Here is a 14,850-nt window from a genome sequence, read left to right as displayed (position 1 = left end):
GGAGGGCGCGAGCACCTGGGGTGCCCTTCTCTTTGGTCACTTTCTCTTGGGCAAGCAAGAGAAAGTGACCCGGCCGCCGGCAGGCGGACGGAACCACCGGCGCAACGCGCCGGCCAGATCGCGACGAACCCGCAGGCGTACAAACCTCGGCGCGTAGCGCCGGCCAGATCGCACAAAAACCCACAGACGCACGAAATCCCGACACAAAGCGCCGGCACGAGCGCGAGAACCCAGCCCCGTGCGTTGCAGCAGCGGCGTGAGCCGCGACCGGGCAGCATGCGTGGTGCTGCCGGTCCCCGGCCTCGCCCATTGCTATCATCGCGGCTCCCTTGTCGTGAGTCCGCGTCGTGCCGATCCGCCAGCTCCCCGACGTCCTCGTCAACCAGATCGCCGCCGGCGAGGTCGTCGAGCGGCCGGCGTCGGTGGTCAAGGAACTGGTCGAGAATGCCCTCGATGCCGGCGCCACCCGGCTGGACATCGACCTGGAGGAAGGCGGCATCCGCCTGATCCGCATCCGCGACGACGGCGGCGGCATCGCCAGCGGGGAGCTGCCGCTGGCGGTGTCGCGCCATGCCACCAGCAAGATCGCCACGCTGGACGACCTCGAACAGGTCGCCACGCTGGGTTTTCGTGGCGAGGCGCTGCCTTCGATCGCCTCGGTGAGCCGGTTCGCGCTGATCTCGCGCACCGCCGACGCCGCACACGGCGCACGTCTGGAAGTGGACGGCGGGCGCGTCGGCGAGGTGGTTCCGCATCCGCATCCGGCCGGCACCACGGTCGAGGTGCGCGATCTGTTCTACAACGTGCCGGCACGGCGGCGTTTCCTGCGCGCCGAGCGCACCGAGCTCGGCCACATCGAGGAATGGCTGCGGTCCCTGGCGCTGGCGCGGCCGTCGGTGGAGCTGCGGCTCAACCACAACGGCCGCCTGCTGCGGCACTACCGGCCGCTGCGCGAGGGCGCCGATCCGCTGGCGCGTGTGGCCGAGGCGCTGGGCGAGGATTTCACGCGGCAGTGCCTTCGGGTGGATCACGCCGCCGCCGGGCTGCGCCTGCACGGCTGGGTCGGTCTGCCGACGGCCTCGCGTTCCAGCGCCGATCAGCAGTATTTCTACGTGAACGGCCGCGCCGTGCGAGATCGTGTCGTCGCGCACGCGGTGAAGCAGGCATATGCCGACGTGCTGTTCCACGGCCGCCATCCGGCCTTCGTGCTGTTCCTGGAGCTCGATCCGCGCCGGGTGGACGTGAACGTGCATCCGGCCAAGCACGAGGTGCGCTTCCGCGATGGCCGGCTGGTGCACGATTTCGTGTTCCGCACCCTGCATGAGGCGTTGGCGGACACCCGTGCCGGGGCCGTCGCCACTGCTGAAGCCAAGGCCCCTTTGCCGGCGGTTCCGTCCGCTGCGACGCGCGCGGCCTGGGCGCCGGCGCCGCAGCAGGGCGGGCTGGGCCTGTCGGTGCGCGAGCAGGTGGCGAACTATGCCGCGCTCTACGGCGCGCCGGCGGTGGCGGCGTCCATCGCCACCGCGCCGCTGCCGGCCGCCGGTGAGGCCGAGGGGGAGGCCGAGGGCGAGGCTCCGCCGCTGGGCTATGCGCTGGCCCAACTGCATGGCGTCTACGTGCTGGCGGAGAATGCGCACGGACTGGTGCTGGTCGACATGCACGCCGCGCACGAGCGCATCACCTACGAGCGGCTCAAGCGCGCACAAGAGGGCGAAGGGATCCGTGCCCAGCCGCTGCTGGTGCCGCTGTCGCTGGCGGTGAGTGAGCGCGAGGCCGATGCCGCCGAGGAACACGCCGACGCGCTGGCTTCGCTCGGCTTCGAGCTGCAGCGCAGCGGCCCGCAATCGCTGTCGGTACGCAGCATCCCCGTCTTGCTCGACGGCGTGGATGTGCGGCAACTGGTGCTCGACGTGCTGGCCGACTTCATCGAGCATGGCGGCAGTCGCCGTGTGGAGCAGGAGCGCAACGGGTTGCTGGCGACCATGGCCTGCCATGCCTCGGTGCGCGCCAACCGTCGCCTGACCGTTCCCGAAATGAACGCGCTGCTGCGCGACATGGAGGCCACCGAGCGCTCCGGACAGTGCAACCACGGCCGTCCGACCTGGGTCCAACTGGGCATGGCCGACCTCGACAAGCTGTTCCTGCGTGGCCGCTGAAGGAGGTCCGATGCGCCGCCTGTTGCCGATGCTTCCCGTGCTCGTGCTCGCCGCCTGCTCGGCCGAACCGCCGCCGCCGGCCATCGATGCCGCCGCCCATCGCGCCGAGATCGAAGCCTGGCGCGGCGAGCGCGAGGAAAGACTGCGCCGGCCCGACGGCTGGCTGTCGCTGGTCGGCCTGCACTGGGTCGAGCCGGGGACGCACACGGTGGGCAGCGATGCCGACAACGCGATCCGTCTCGCGGTCGGTCCGGCCCGGCTGGGCACGCTGACCCTCGAAGGCGACCATGCGCGTTTCGCGCCCGCCGAAGGTGCCGGCATCGTGGTCGGCGGGCTGCCGCAGGCGGAGGAATTCACGCTGGTGCCCGACAACCTCGGCGAACCGACGGTGGTGTCCTTCGACGCGGGCGAGGCGAGCTTCCTGCTGATCCGGCGCAGCGGCCGTTACGCGCTGCGTGTGCGCGACGCCCGTGCCAATCCACGGGTCGGTTTCGCCGGCATCGCGCATTACGCCATCGATCCGGCCTGGCGCGTCCAGGCGCGCTTCGAGGCGCATCCGGCAGGGCGCACCATCGCCATCGCCAACGTCACCGGCAGCATCGACCCGATGCCGAATCCGGGCGCGGTGGTGTTCACGGTGGACGGCCGCGAACACCGGCTTGAGGCGCTCGACGAGGGGACCGGCGAACTGTTCCTGATCTTCGCCGACCGCACCAACGGCCGCGAGACCTACGGCGCCGGCCGCTTCCTGTACGCGCCGTGGCCGGAGCAGGGACGTACCGTGCTCGACTTCAACCGCGCCTACAATCCGCCCTGCGCCTTCAACGCGCACTCGACCTGCCCGCTGCCGCCGCCGGAAAACCGGCTTGACTTGGCCGTTACGGCAGGCGAGAAGAAGTACACCGGTCCGACCGAATGAGCCCGGACCGGCACGCCGCCCATCACACCCGCAGTCCAGGAGACGCAAGGATGCACACCACGATCACCGCCGTCACCCGCAGCCTGTTCACGCTGCTGCTGTTCGTCGTCACGCTGGCCGTCGCCCGCGCCGAGCCGCCGGTGCCGATGCTGTGGCAGGTCGGCGACAGGGTGCACCTGCTCGGCTCGATGCACCTGCTCACGCCCGAGGACTATCCGCTGGCGCCGGTCGTCGAGGAGATCTTCGCGCGCGCCGACAAGGTGGTGTTCGAGCTCGATCCGCAGGAGGCCATGTCGCCGGCGCTGGCGCAGCGGATGGTGCAGGCCGGCATGCTGGCCGGCCCTGAGACCCTGCGCGGGCTGGTGGCCGAATCCACCTGGGCCCTGCTGGCCGACTACGGCGCGAGCAGCGGCATGCAGCCGGCCTTCTTCGAGCGCATGAAGCCGTGGATGGTGTCGCTGGTGATCGTGATGGGCGAGGTGCAGCGTGCCGGTTTCCGGCCGGACCTGGGCCTGGACCGTCATCTGATGGAGCGCGCGCAGGCCGCCGGCAAGGCCACCGCCGGGCTTGAGCGCGGCGAGCAGCAGATCGCCGTGTTCGACGGGCTGTCGCCCGCCGTGCAGGAGGAGATGCTGGTCCGTACCCTGGAACAGGCGCGCGACCCGGAGAGCACCCGCCGCCTGCATCGCCTCTGGCGTGCCGGCGACGAGGCCGGCCTTGTCGCCTACATCGGCGAGGAGCTGGCCGCGTATCCCGAGGTCTACCGGGCCATCAACGCCGACCGCAACCGCGAATGGCTGCCACGGGTGCGGCAGTATGTCGACGGCGACCAGCGCGTGCTGGTGGTGGTCGGCGCGCTGCACCTGATCGGCGAGGACGGATTGCCGGCGCTGCTGCGCGAGACGGGGCTGCGCGTGGAGCGGATCGGCTGTGATCCCTGCCGCTGAGGGCTAGCGCAGGCGAGGCATCACTCGCCGACCAGCACCGAAGGAATCCGCCGCGCCGGCTTCGGCCAGCGGAAGGTTCTGGCGTCGACCTTCACCGGCCGCAGTTCGATGCAATCGACCGGGCAGGGCGGCAGGCACAGTTCGCAGCCGGTGCACAGCTCCGGAATCACCGTGTGCATCGACTTCGGGCCGCCGATGATGGCATCCACCGGGCAGGCCTGGATGCACTTGGTGCAGCCGATGCAGTCCTCTTCGACGATCCAGGCGACCACCGGCGGTTTTTCCACGCCGTGCTCGGCGTCCAGCGGCTTGGGCTCGCGGCCGAGCAGCGCGGCCAGCGCCTTGATGCCGGCCTCGCCGCCGGGCGGGCACTGGTTGATGTCGGCCTGGCCTGCCGCGATGGCCTCGGCATAGGGGCGGCAGCCGGGATAGCCGCATTGCCCGCACTGGGTCTGCGGCAGGATGGCGTCGATCTGGTCGATGATCGGATCGGCATCGACGCGGAAGCGCAGCGCCGCCCAGCCCAGTACCGCGCCGAACGCCAGCGCCAGCCCGACCATGACCAGCACGGCGCTCACCGCTTCAACTCCGCACCAGCCCGGAGAAGCCCATGAAGGCCAGCGCCATCAGCCCGGCGGTGGTCAGCGCGATCGGCGCGCCACGGAAACTGGCCGGCACGTCTGCGGCGTCCAGCCGCTCGCGCATCGCCGCGAACAGCACCAGGACCAGCCCGAAGCCCAGCGCCGCGCCGAAGCCGTACACCACCGATTCGAACAGACTGTGCCGTGCCTGCACATTGAGCAGGGCCACGCCGAGCACCGCGCAGTTGGTGGTGATCAAGGGCAGGAAGATGCCCAGCACGCGGTACAGGCGCGGGCTCTGTTTCTTCATCACGCTCTCGGTGAACTGCACCACCGCGGCGATGACCAGGATGAAGCTGAGTGTGCGCAGGTAGTCGAGTTCGAGCGGCTCGAGCAGCCAGCGGTGCACCAGATAGCTCAGTGCGGCCGACAGTGTCAGCACGAAGCCGGTGGCCAGCGCCATGCCGTAGGCCGAGTCGAGCTTCTTCGACACGCCCATGAACGGGCACAGCCCGAGGAACTTGGCCAGCACGAAGTTGTTGACCAGGACCGTGCCGATCAGGAGCAGGAACAGGTCGCTCATCTCTCGGGCTCCGCGTGAAGCGGTGAGTGGCGGGCGGCCAGCGCGGTGGGCACATCCCGGCCGTGGGTTCCACTCACCGCTTGGCCGCTTGCGTCACTTCACCGGCATGCCGGCCTGCGCGCCGTCGTCCACGTCGAGCAGGAACAGCTCGCTGCCGCCGCTTCCGGCACTCAGGATCATGCCCTCGGACACGCCGAAGCGCATCTTGCGCGGGGCGAGGTTGGCGATGAACACGACATGGCGGCCGACCAGCTTCTCCGGCTCACCATAGGCGGCGCGGATGCCGGAAAAGATCTGGCGCCTGCCCAGTTCGCCGGCATCCAGCTCGAAGCGCAGCAGCTTGTCCGAGCCCTCGACGAACTCGCAGGCCAGCACCTTGCCGATACGCAGGTCGAGCTTGGCGAAGTCGTCGATGGAAATGGTCGCGCCGCCGCTGCTCTCCGTAGGCGCGGCGGAAGCCGCGACCGGCTTGGCGGTGGCGCTGGCAGGTGCGGTCGCGGCTTCCGCCGCGCCCCCGGGGGCGCCGGTGGGCTGGAGGGTTTCCTTGCTGGCTTCGGTCATTGCGTCGATCTGCTTGGGGTCGATCCGCGTCATCAGCGGCTCGAAGGGGTTGATGGTGTGCGCGAGCAGCGGGGTGGCAACCTCGCTCCACTGCGTCAGCGGTGCATCGAGGAAGGCTTCGGCCCTGGCGACGGTCGCCGGCAGCACCGGCTTGAGCCCGGCGGCCAGCACGCGGAACAGGTTCAGGCCCTGGGTGCAGACCGCCTGCAGCTCGGCGTCGCTGCCGTCCTGTCTGGCGATCACCCACGGTTTCTTCTCGTCGATGTAGCGGTTGGCCTCGTCGGCCAGTGCCATCACCTGGCGTATGGCACGGCTGTATTCGCCCTCGGCGTAGCTGGCGCGGACTTCGTCGAGCGCGCCGACGAAGCGGGCGTACATGGCAGGCTCGGGCAGTTCCGCGGCGAGTCGGCCGTCGAAACGCCTGGTGATGAAGCCGGCGCAGCGGCTGGCGATGTTGACGAACTTGCCGACCAGGTCGGCGTTGACGCGGGCGGTGAAGTCCTCGAGGTTGAGGTCGAGGTCGTCGACGCCCGCGCCGGTCTTGGCGGCGAAGTAGTAGCGCAGCGGTTCGGGCGGCAGGTGTTCCAGCCAGGTGCGGGCCTGGATGAAAGTGCCGCGCGACTTGCTCATCTTGGCGCCGTTGACGGTGAGGTAACCGTTGACGTGCAGCGCGGTAGGTGTGCGCAGGCCGGCGCCGTGCAGCATCGCCGGCCAGAACAGGCCGTGGAAGTTGATGATGTCCTTGCCGATGAAGTGGTGCATCTCGGTCGTGCTGCCGGCGGTGAGGAACGCGTCGAAGTCCAGGCCGCGCTTTTCGCAGTACGCCTTGAAGCTCGCCAGGTAGCCGACCGGCGCGTCCAGCCAGACGTAGAAGAACTTGCCCGGCGCATCGGGGATCGGGAAGCCGAAGTAGGGCGCATCGCGCGAGATGTCCCAGTCGCGCAGTCCGCTCTCCACCCACTCCATCAGCTTGGCCTTGACCGCCGGATGGGCGACGTCGCCGGCCAGCCAGTCGCGCAGGAAGCCCTCGAACTTGCCCAGCTCGAAGAAGAAATGCTCCGAGTCGCGCAACTCGGGCACGGCGCCGGACACCGCCGAGCGCGGATTCTTCAGGTCGGTCGGCGCGTAGGCCTTGCCGCAGACCTCGCAGTTGTCGCCGTACTGGTCGGCGGCGCCGCAGTTGGGGCACTCGCCCTTGACGTAGCGGTCGGGCAGGAACATCCCGCGCAGCGGGTCGTAGAGCTGCTGGATCGAGCGGCGCGCGATGTGGCCGCCGTCACGCAACGCCAGGTAGATCTGCGTGGCCAGCGCGCGGTTCTCGTCCGAGTGGGTGGAATGGTAGTGGTCGAAGGCGACGCCGAAGTCGGCGAAGTCGCGCTCGTGGCCGGCCTGGATGCCGGCGATGAAATCCTCCGGGGCCATCCCGGCCTTCTCGGCGGCGAGCATGATCGGCGTGCCGTGGGCGTCGTCGGCGCAGACGAAATGAGTGATCCCGCCTTCCATGCGCCGGGCACGTACCCAGATGTCGGCCTGGATGTAGCCGACCAGGTGGCCGATGTGCAGGGGGCCGTTGGCATAGGGCAGGGCACAGGTGACGAGGGCGGGAGCGAGGCAGGTCATGGCATGGGACTTGGGACGAAGGCGAAATTATCGCCGATCGGGCGCCGTCGGGCAGTGGTCCGCTGACATCCAAAGACGAAGCCCGGCGCGCGGCCGGGCTTCGGAGTGACGGAATGCTGCGGATCTGCCGGTGCGGGCTCAGCTGCCCGTGCCGTTCAGACCGCATTCCGAGCCGAGGAAGGACTCGATCAGGCTCAGGGTCTGCTTTTGGTGGCGCGGATACCAGGGCAGGCTGTGCGGCATGTCCGGAATCAGCTCGAACCGGGCCGGCACCTTGCCCTTGACCGCATTGTAGAAGTCGCGGGCATGAAAGGCCGGGGTGCGCACGTCGCGATCGCCGACGTAGAGCAGGACCGGGATGTTGGCCTTGTCGGTGTTGCGCATCGGGTCCATGCCTTTCACGGTCCGGCCCTGCAGGATCCGCTGCAGCCGGCTCTCGCCCCAGCGGTTGGAGAGCCGCGCCAGATCGGTGACCGGGGCGCCGGAGATGGCGCAACGGTAAGGGCTGTCGGGACGGACCACCGCGGCCGCCGCGGCGAAGCCGCCGTAGGAATAGCCGAAGATCACCAGCCGCTTGGGGTCGGCGATGCCCTGCTCGACCAGCCAGCGCGCGCCATCGTCCTTGTCGTCCTGCATCTTCTGGCCCCACTCGGCATCGCCGGCCAGCCAGAGCTGGCGGCCGAGCCCGGCCGTGCCGCGGTATTGCGGGCGCAGCACGGCGAAGCCGCGGGAGGTGAAGAACGGCACCCAGCCGGTGGCATCCCAGTCGCCGAAGTCGCGGGACCAGGGGCCGCCGTGCGGATGGATCACGGTCGGCAACGGGCCCTGCTCTTTGCTCCAGCCGGCCGGCAGGTCGAGGATGGCGGGGATCTGCAGGCCGTCGCGGGCCGGGTAGGTCACCCAGCGTTGCTCACCGATGCTGTCCGGATCGATGCCCGGGCGCTCGCTGCCCAGCGTCGCCATGCGCTTGCCATCGAGCAGCAGGTGGTAGGTCGGCGGGTGCTTCGGGCTCTCGGTTGCGAACAGCAGCTTGGAGCGGTCGTCGGTGTAGTTGAGGATGTTCACGCTCTGGCCGGGAAAGGCCTGCTTGAGCCCTTCGTGGATCGCCCGCAGGTTCGGGTCCACCCAGACCGTCTGCGTCACCATGCCCGAGACGGTGAAGCCGAGTACGCGATTGAAGTCGCTGGGGCGCGAGCCCAGGATCAGGCCGGAGACCGGGAGCTCGGGATGCGCGACCAGCGGTTCGGGATCGAACTGGCGGATCTTCGGGTCGTACACGTGAGCCTGCAGCCGATCCGAGAACAGGTCGGTGAGGATGTAGTACTTGCCGCTGGCTTCGTCGATGCCGGCGAAATTGAGGGTGTAACGCTCGCTGAGCCTGGTGGTCAGCCCGTCGTGCTGTTCGAACTGGCCGCTGTCGGGGTTGCGGATGAAGATCCGCATTTCGAAGTCGCCGCCGACCGGTTCGATCTGTGTGCGGACCAGTACCTCGCCGATGCGCGGATCGAACATGCCGGGCTGGGTGCGGCCGCCGGCGCGGAAGAGCAGCCTGGTTTCGTTGGTGCGCAGGTTGTAAAGGTAGTAGTGGTCGCGGAAAGAGAGCGTATCCAGCTGTGCGATGACGACGTTTTCCGGATCCAGCGGCAGGCCGCTGACCAGCCGTGCGGTGCCTGCCAGCTCCAGGCAGCGCTGGGTGGCCTGACTGATACCGAGCTTGCGGGTGTTGTCGGCGAAGGCTTCGGCGAAGGACTTGTGGCTGGTGTCGGTCAGATAGGCCTTGGTGACGAAGGTCTTGGTATTGCCTGTGGTCTTGCCTTCGCCACAGCCGGCGAGCTCGCCGGTCCACTCCTGGCGGGCGACCACGAAGATCCGGTCGGCCTTCATCGCCGTGGCGGCGATGAACTTCATCCGGTCGCCGGATGCGGTGATGGTCGGCCCCTTGTCGAGGTCGTCGAGTTGCCAGGTCGCCAGCGAGGTTTCCAGCGCCCCGGTGCCGGGCATGCCCAGCACGGCGACGATGTTCTTGCCGTCGGTACTCATCGAGATCGACTGGATCCTGGGCGCTTCGGCCAGCGTCTCGATGGGAATGGGAGTGCGGGCATCGGCCGCCCGCGGCGCCAGTATCAGGGCGCATGCCGCCAGTGCGACGGTCCATGAAGCTCGTGTCACGGTTGCTGCTCCTCGCGTGCAGTTGCAAAGACCAAGGCTGCTCTGGGTGCGGCGAGCCAGCGCAGGCAGCCCGTCGCGCATTGTCGGTCAGATTACAAGGAGACGGCCGGGTTTCCCCGGCCGTCTCCGTCTTGCCGCTGTCCCGCCGTCAGAAGCGATAGCCGAAGCGGAAGAACGCGGAACGACCGAACCAGTCGTACTGCGTCGCAAACGCCGGAATCGTACCGTAGCGGGTGGAGCCGCCGCCGTTGGAAATGGTCGGCGGATCCTTGTCGAACAGATTGTCCACGCCGACCAGGATGTTCCACTTGTCGGCCTGGTAGCGCACCGACAGGCCGTGGTACAGGCGCGACTCCGCCTTGATGTCGTAGACGGCGTTCGGCGTGCCACGGTAGGAGGCGATCGGGTTGACGAAGAAGTTCTCCGTCGAGTCCACGTAGCGCATGAACCAGGTGTAGGTCCAGTCGCCGCGCTTGAAGGCCGAGCGCAGGTTGCCGACCAGCTTCGGACGGGTCACGATGCCGTTGAGGTCATCGGACTCGTAACCGCTGGGCTCGGCGCTGTCGAACAGCAACTGCAGGTCCTCGATCGTGTAGGTGACCTGGCTCTCCAGCTCGATCTTGCCGAACGAGAAGTCGCCGTCCCAGCGCACGTTGAGGTCGTAGCCGCGATTGACCTGCTTGTTGATGTTGATGTACGAGTCGCGCACCGTGGCGATGTTGTAGGCGCCGGTGGGCAGGTTGCCCGGGTTGCGGGTGAACAGGTTGCAGAACGCGTTCGGGAACACCGGCAGGGCATAGCAGCTGCCCACGATGTTGGCCGCGCCGAGGCGGTCGATCTGGTCGTTGACCTGGATCTTGAAGTAGTCGACCGACATGCTCAGGTTGGCGAAGGCCGGAGTGAACACGATGCCGGCGGTGAAGGCCTTCGAGGTCTCCGGCTTGAGCACGCCCAGGCCGCCGCCGGTGACGATCGTCGCCGAGGAGCCGAGGCCGTCATAGTCGGCCGGAATGCCCGCCGCCGCGCAGTTGGCCTGGATATTGGGGTTGCTGCTCTCGCCCCAGCGGACGCAGGGGTCGATTTGCAGCTGCCCCAGGAAGCCGGTCTGGTCACCCAGGAACAGCTCGTACAGGCCCGGAGCGCGGTAGGAGGTGCTGTTGGTGGCGCGCAGGCGCACCGAGGGCACGATCTGCCAGCCCAGGCCCGCCTTCCACACGTAGTCGGAATCGGCCACGGTGTCGTACTTGAACATGCGCGCCGAGCCGTTGAAGGTCAGCTCCTCGACGCCCGGCAGGCCGGCCAGCAGCGGCAGCTCGATCTCGCCGAAGGTCTCGTAGACGTAGTCCTTGCCCTTGGTGCCGATCGCCGAGCTCTGACCCCACAGGCCACCGGTGCGTTCCAGATCGCTCGGGGTGTCGTTGATCGAGATCCGGCGGAACTCGGCGCCGATGGCGCCGGCCGCCATGCCCGCCGGCATGCGGAACAGGTCGCCGCTGGTGGTGGCATTGACCACGAACTGGTCATAGACCGTGTTGCCGGTATGCCACTGGCCGATCGCGTCGGTGAGCGCCTCCATGCCCTCGCCGCTCAGGATGCGCGGGTCGAAGTAGTTGATCGGCACGGTGGGGTTGGGGCGACGGTCCGGCGAGGTGAGCAGGTCGCCGGTACGGTCGCGGTCGATGCCCAGCGAGCTGTACTTGCCGTCCGAGCGCGAGAAGGTGGTGTCGAAGTTCCAGGTCCAGCTGCTGTCACTGCCGAAGTCGCCACGGAAGCTCGAGGACAGATAGTAGAAGTCGACGTCGATGTTCTGGTCCGAACGGAACGGCATGATCGGCCGGGCCAGGCCATTGAAGCCGTAGGGGCGGGCGTCGACCACCGGGAAGAACTGGCGGAAGCGACGCGAGCGGGTTTCACGGTTGGTGTAGAGGAACTGGCCGCTCCAGTCGACCCGGTCGAAGCTGAAGTCCGCCGCGGTGAATACGCTCAGGCGCTCCTGCGCCGAGAAGATGTGGGCCTCGTTCTGGAAATCCAGGTAGAACTGCTGCTCGTAGAAGGCCGGGGTACCCGCCGCCGGGTTAGCGTTGACCACGCGGACCAGCCGGTAGCCCGGAATCGGGCCCTGCTGCACGCCATCGGGGGAGGGCCCGTAGCGGCGGTTGGCGGCCGGCAGGGTCAGGTCGTCGACGGCGTTGATGATGCCGAAGTTGATGCAGCCCTCGTTGGGCGTGCCGCGGGTGATCGAGCGGTCCTCGAAGGGCAGGAGGTTGCCGTTGGCGTCGCGCACCAGGTCGTGGTTGCAGCGGAAGAAGTCGCGGTCACCGACCTGCAGCGGCTGCATCTGGTAGTACTGGAAGGCGGCCACGACGCTGCCGTTGTCGAAGTTCCAGCCGGTGGCGCCGGAGACGTTGAAGCGGGAGCCGCCGCTCTCGAACGGCAGGTTGGCGTCGACGTTGAGCTCGGGACGATCGACGTTCTTGCGGGTGATCAGGTTGACCACGCCGGCCACCGCGTCCGAGCCGTAGATGGAGCCACCGCCGTCCTTCAGGATCTCGGCGCGCTGCAGGATGATGCTGGGAATGACGTTCAGGTCGAAGGCGCCGACCTGGCCGCGGGTGCCGGCCGGGCCGGGGCGGCGGCCGTCGAGCAGCACCAGGGTACGGTTCGCGCCCAGGCCGCGCAGCGCGAGGGTCTGCACGCCGTTGCCGCCCTCGATGACGAAGCCGGAGAACTGGTTGCTGATCTGGGTCGAACCCGAGGCCACGTTGGTGGTCTGCAGGATGGTGGTGGTGTCCAGCTGGCCGACCGTGGTGCTGGTGTCGGCGGTGATGATCTGGACCGGCGAGACCGAGTCGAAGCCGTACCGGCTGATCAGCGAGCCGGTGACCGTGATCTTGTCGAGGGTCTGGGCTTCTTCTTTCTTCTCTTCCTGGGTTTCTTCCCGATCTGCCTGCGCCGCGTTCTGGGCGAACACGGCCGGCGCGAGCGGCAGGGCGATGGCGAGGGCAAGAGCCTGCGCCAGCGCGCTGCGACGGAGCACGACTGGATTGTGCATGTCTGGGCGATCCCTGTGTATTTGATGAGGCAGGTCACCAAGGGGCGTCCGGGGATGCCCGATCGCGACCTGAACCGGAGAATAACAACGGTTTAACGATATCTCCACAATTGGCGGCTGCGAGCCCCCCACCCCCGAATGCGGGGCCTCTGGGGGCCGATGGCAGGGGCGACATCGGCTAGACTCGTGCCCCCCGTTCAGGAATCGATCGGACGTGACCGAGCCAGCAACACGCATCCGCCAGACCCTGGCCGCGCTGGAAGACCCGCATACCGGTCAGCCGCTTGGCGAGTCGGCCATCCGCGGCATCGGCATCGACGGCGACCGCGTCGCGGTCGAAATCCAGCTCGGTTATCCGGCTGCCGGCTGGCACGCCGTGCTCGCCGCGCAGGCCAAGGACGCCATCGAGGCGCTGCCGGAGGTGTCGGCGGCGACCGTGCAGGTATCCTCGCGGGTGTATGCCCATCAGGTGCAGAAAGGGCTGACCCCGCTGCCGGAGGTGAAGAACATCATCGCCGTGGCCTCGGGCAAGGGCGGCGTCGGCAAGTCCACCACCGCGGTCAACCTGGCGCTGGCGCTGCAGGCGGAAGGGGCTCGGGTCGGCATCCTCGATGCCGACATCTACGGCCCGAGCATCCCGATGATGCTGGGCTTGGAAGGGCGCCCGGACAGCCCGGACGGCAAGGCCATCCTCCCCAAGCTCGGCCACGGGCTGCAGGTGATGTCGATCGGGCTGCTGGTCGGCGAGGACACCGCCATGATCTGGCGCGGTCCGATGGTCACCCAGGCACTGCAGCAGCTGCTGACCCAGACCCGCTGGGAGAATCTGGACTACCTGGTCATCGACCTGCCGCCGGGCACCGGCGACATCCAGCTCACCCTGGCGCAGCGGGTGCCGGTGTCCGGCGCGGTGATCGTCACCACGCCGCAGGACATCGCCCTGCTCGATGCCAGGAAGGGCCTGAAGATGTTCGAGAAGGTCGAGGTGCCGGTGCTGGGCATCGTCGAGAACATGGCCGTGCACGTGTGCTCCAACTGCGGCCATGCCGAGCACGTGTTCGGCGCCGGCGGCGGCGAGCGCATGGCGCAGCAGTACGGTGTGCCGCTGCTGGGCTCGCTGCCGCTGGACATCCGCATCCGCGAGCAGGCCGACGGCGGTGCGCCCAGCGTGGTGGCCGACCCGGATTCGCCCGTGGCACAGTCCTACCGCGAGATTGCACGCCGCACCGCCGCCCGGCTGTCGCTGCAGGCGAAGAACAAGCAGATCGGGTTTCCGAACATCGTCATTCAGAACACGTGAGAGCGGAAACGGGGAGCCGGTAACCGGAAAAACGGTGCGCGCTCCCGCCTGCTCCCTGATTTCCCCTCTGGCCTCCCGTACCCGCAAAGCACACCCAAGCGACCGCCCATGACCATCAAGAGCGACAAGTGGATCCGCCGCATGGCCGAGCAGCACGGCATGATCGAGCCGTTCGCGGCCAGCCAGGTCAAGCACGCCGCCGACGGCCACCGCATCGTCAGCTACGGCACCTCCAGCTACGGTTACGACGTGCGCTGCGCGCGCGAGTTCAAGGTGTTCACCAACATCAACTCGACCATCGTCGATCCGAAGAACTTCGACAGTGGCAGCTTCGTCGACATCGACTCGGACGTGTGCATCATCCCGCCCAACTCGTTCGCGCTGGCGCGCACGGTGGAGTACTTCCGCATCCCGCGCGACGTGCTGGTGGTGTGCCTGGGCAAGAGCACCTACGCGCGCTGCGGCATCATCGTCAACGTGACGCCGCTGGAGCCGGAGTGGGAGGGGCACGTGACGCTGGAGTTCTCCAACACCACGCCGCTGCCGGCCAAGATCTACGCCGGCGAGGGCGTGGCGCAGATGCTGTTCTTCCAGTCCGACGAGGTCTGCGAGACCAGCTACCGCGACCGCGGCGGCAAGTACCAGGGCCAGACCGGCGTCACGCTGCCCAGGACCTGACGCATCTTTGGCAGGTGGAGGAGCGGCGTAAGCCGCGAACGGGGTTGGCCCGCACGACGGTTTGCCGGTCGCGGCTTACGCCGCTCCTGCACGCGTGGGCTGGTTTCGCCGCGGTCGCGCCGGCGCTACGTGCTGGGGTTTCGTGCGCCTGTGGGTTTGTCGCGATTTGGCCGGCCTTTCAGGCCGGATGTTCCGTCCGCCTGCCGGCGGCCGGGTTACTTTTCTTTGCTTGCCCAACGCGGCTTCGGACGGTGCCTCGCGAGCACACATCCCTGTGGCGCCCG

General features: G+C 68.3%; 10 protein-coding genes. 5 read left to right on the top strand and 5 right to left on the bottom strand.

Annotated elements, in window-relative coordinates; genetic code table 11:
* The first annotated feature begins 347 nt into the window (after positions 1–347).
* The 3 genes from mutL to HNQ58_RS12840 are packed head-to-tail and all read left to right on the top strand — an operon-like array spanning position 348 to position 4,022.
* A complete protein-coding gene (mutL, locus tag HNQ58_RS12850; RefSeq protein WP_183949329.1) occupies positions 348–2,156 on the top strand; it encodes a DNA mismatch repair endonuclease MutL in 1,809 nt (602 codons plus the stop codon).
* A gap of 10 nt (positions 2,157–2,166) precedes the next feature.
* Positions 2,167–3,075 (top strand): DUF1684 domain-containing protein, encoded by a 909-nt coding sequence (locus tag HNQ58_RS12845; protein WP_183949328.1) that lies wholly within the window; start codon positions 2,167–2,169, stop codon positions 3,073–3,075.
* A 50-nt stretch (positions 3,076–3,125) separates the two neighbouring features.
* On the top strand, positions 3,126–4,022 hold the full coding sequence (locus tag HNQ58_RS12840) for a TraB/GumN family protein (protein ID WP_183949327.1): 897 nt from the start codon (positions 3,126–3,128) through the stop codon (positions 4,020–4,022).
* A gap of 20 nt (positions 4,023–4,042) precedes the next feature.
* Here the strand turns inward: HNQ58_RS12840 and rsxB are convergent, their stop codons facing one another.
* From rsxB to HNQ58_RS12815, 5 genes are all read right to left on the bottom strand, one after another.
* Positions 4,043–4,591 (bottom strand): electron transport complex subunit RsxB, encoded by a 549-nt coding sequence (gene rsxB / locus HNQ58_RS12835; protein ID WP_343057321.1) that lies wholly within the window; start codon positions 4,589–4,591, stop codon positions 4,043–4,045.
* Between the two features lie 13 nt (positions 4,592–4,604).
* Positions 4,605–5,186, bottom strand: coding sequence for an electron transport complex subunit RsxA (gene rsxA / locus HNQ58_RS12830; RefSeq protein ID WP_183949326.1), 582 nt, complete (start codon positions 5,184–5,186; stop codon positions 4,605–4,607).
* A gap of 93 nt (positions 5,187–5,279) precedes the next feature.
* Positions 5,280–7,367 (bottom strand): methionine--tRNA ligase, encoded by a 2,088-nt coding sequence (metG, locus tag HNQ58_RS12825; protein ID WP_183949325.1) that lies wholly within the window; start codon positions 7,365–7,367, stop codon positions 5,280–5,282.
* A 138-nt stretch (positions 7,368–7,505) separates the two neighbouring features.
* The gene (locus HNQ58_RS12820; protein WP_343057320.1) at positions 7,506–9,536 is read right to left on the bottom strand and encodes an alpha/beta hydrolase family protein; all 2,031 of its coding nucleotides are present in this window, start codon (positions 9,534–9,536) and stop codon (positions 7,506–7,508) included.
* Between the two features lie 148 nt (positions 9,537–9,684).
* Positions 9,685–12,588, bottom strand: a complete 2,904-nt coding sequence (locus tag HNQ58_RS12815; RefSeq protein ID WP_183949323.1) for a TonB-dependent receptor domain-containing protein — start codon at positions 12,586–12,588, stop codon at positions 9,685–9,687.
* A gap of 214 nt (positions 12,589–12,802) precedes the next feature.
* On the opposite strand from HNQ58_RS12815, the gene apbC reads away from it, so the two are divergent.
* Both apbC and dcd read left to right on the top strand, forming a co-directional pair.
* Positions 12,803–13,888 carry an iron-sulfur cluster carrier protein ApbC gene (apbC, locus tag HNQ58_RS12810; protein ID WP_183949322.1) on the top strand — a complete coding sequence of 362 codons (1,086 nt, stop codon included), beginning with the start codon at positions 12,803–12,805 and terminating at the stop codon, positions 13,886–13,888.
* A 108-nt stretch (positions 13,889–13,996) separates the two neighbouring features.
* A complete protein-coding gene (gene dcd, locus HNQ58_RS12805; protein ID WP_183949321.1) occupies positions 13,997–14,566 on the top strand; it encodes a dCTP deaminase in 570 nt (189 codons plus the stop codon).
* The last annotated feature ends 284 nt before the right edge of the window (positions 14,567–14,850 follow it).

Origin of the sequence: Rehaibacterium terrae (assembly GCF_014202935.1) — a bacterium.
Taxonomy (GTDB): Bacteria; Pseudomonadota; Gammaproteobacteria; order Xanthomonadales; family Xanthomonadaceae; genus Rehaibacterium; species Rehaibacterium terrae.
Note: the sequence above shows the minus strand (reverse complement) of the source record. Positions and strands in the feature narration are given on the sequence as shown.

Bases quoted from the DNA above. Each gene is read 5' to 3' on its own strand.
- HNQ58_RS12840 (WP_183949327.1), top strand. From the start codon at position 3,126: ATGCACACCACGATCACCGCCGTCACCCGCAGCCTGTTCACGCTGCTG.
- dcd (WP_183949321.1), top strand. From the start codon at position 13,997: ATGACCATCAAGAGCGACAAGTGGATCCGCCGCATGGCCGAGCAGCAC.
- HNQ58_RS12845 (WP_183949328.1), top strand. From the start codon at position 2,167: ATGCGCCGCCTGTTGCCGATGCTTCCCGTGCTCGTGCTCGCCGCCTGC.
- HNQ58_RS12815 (WP_183949323.1), bottom strand. From the start codon at position 12,588: ATGCACAATCCAGTCGTGCTCCGTCGCAGCGCGCTGGCGCAGGCTCTT.
- rsxA (WP_183949326.1), bottom strand. From the start codon at position 5,186: ATGAGCGACCTGTTCCTGCTCCTGATCGGCACGGTCCTGGTCAACAAC.
- metG (WP_183949325.1), bottom strand. From the start codon at position 7,367: ATGACCTGCCTCGCTCCCGCCCTCGTCACCTGTGCCCTGCCCTATGCC.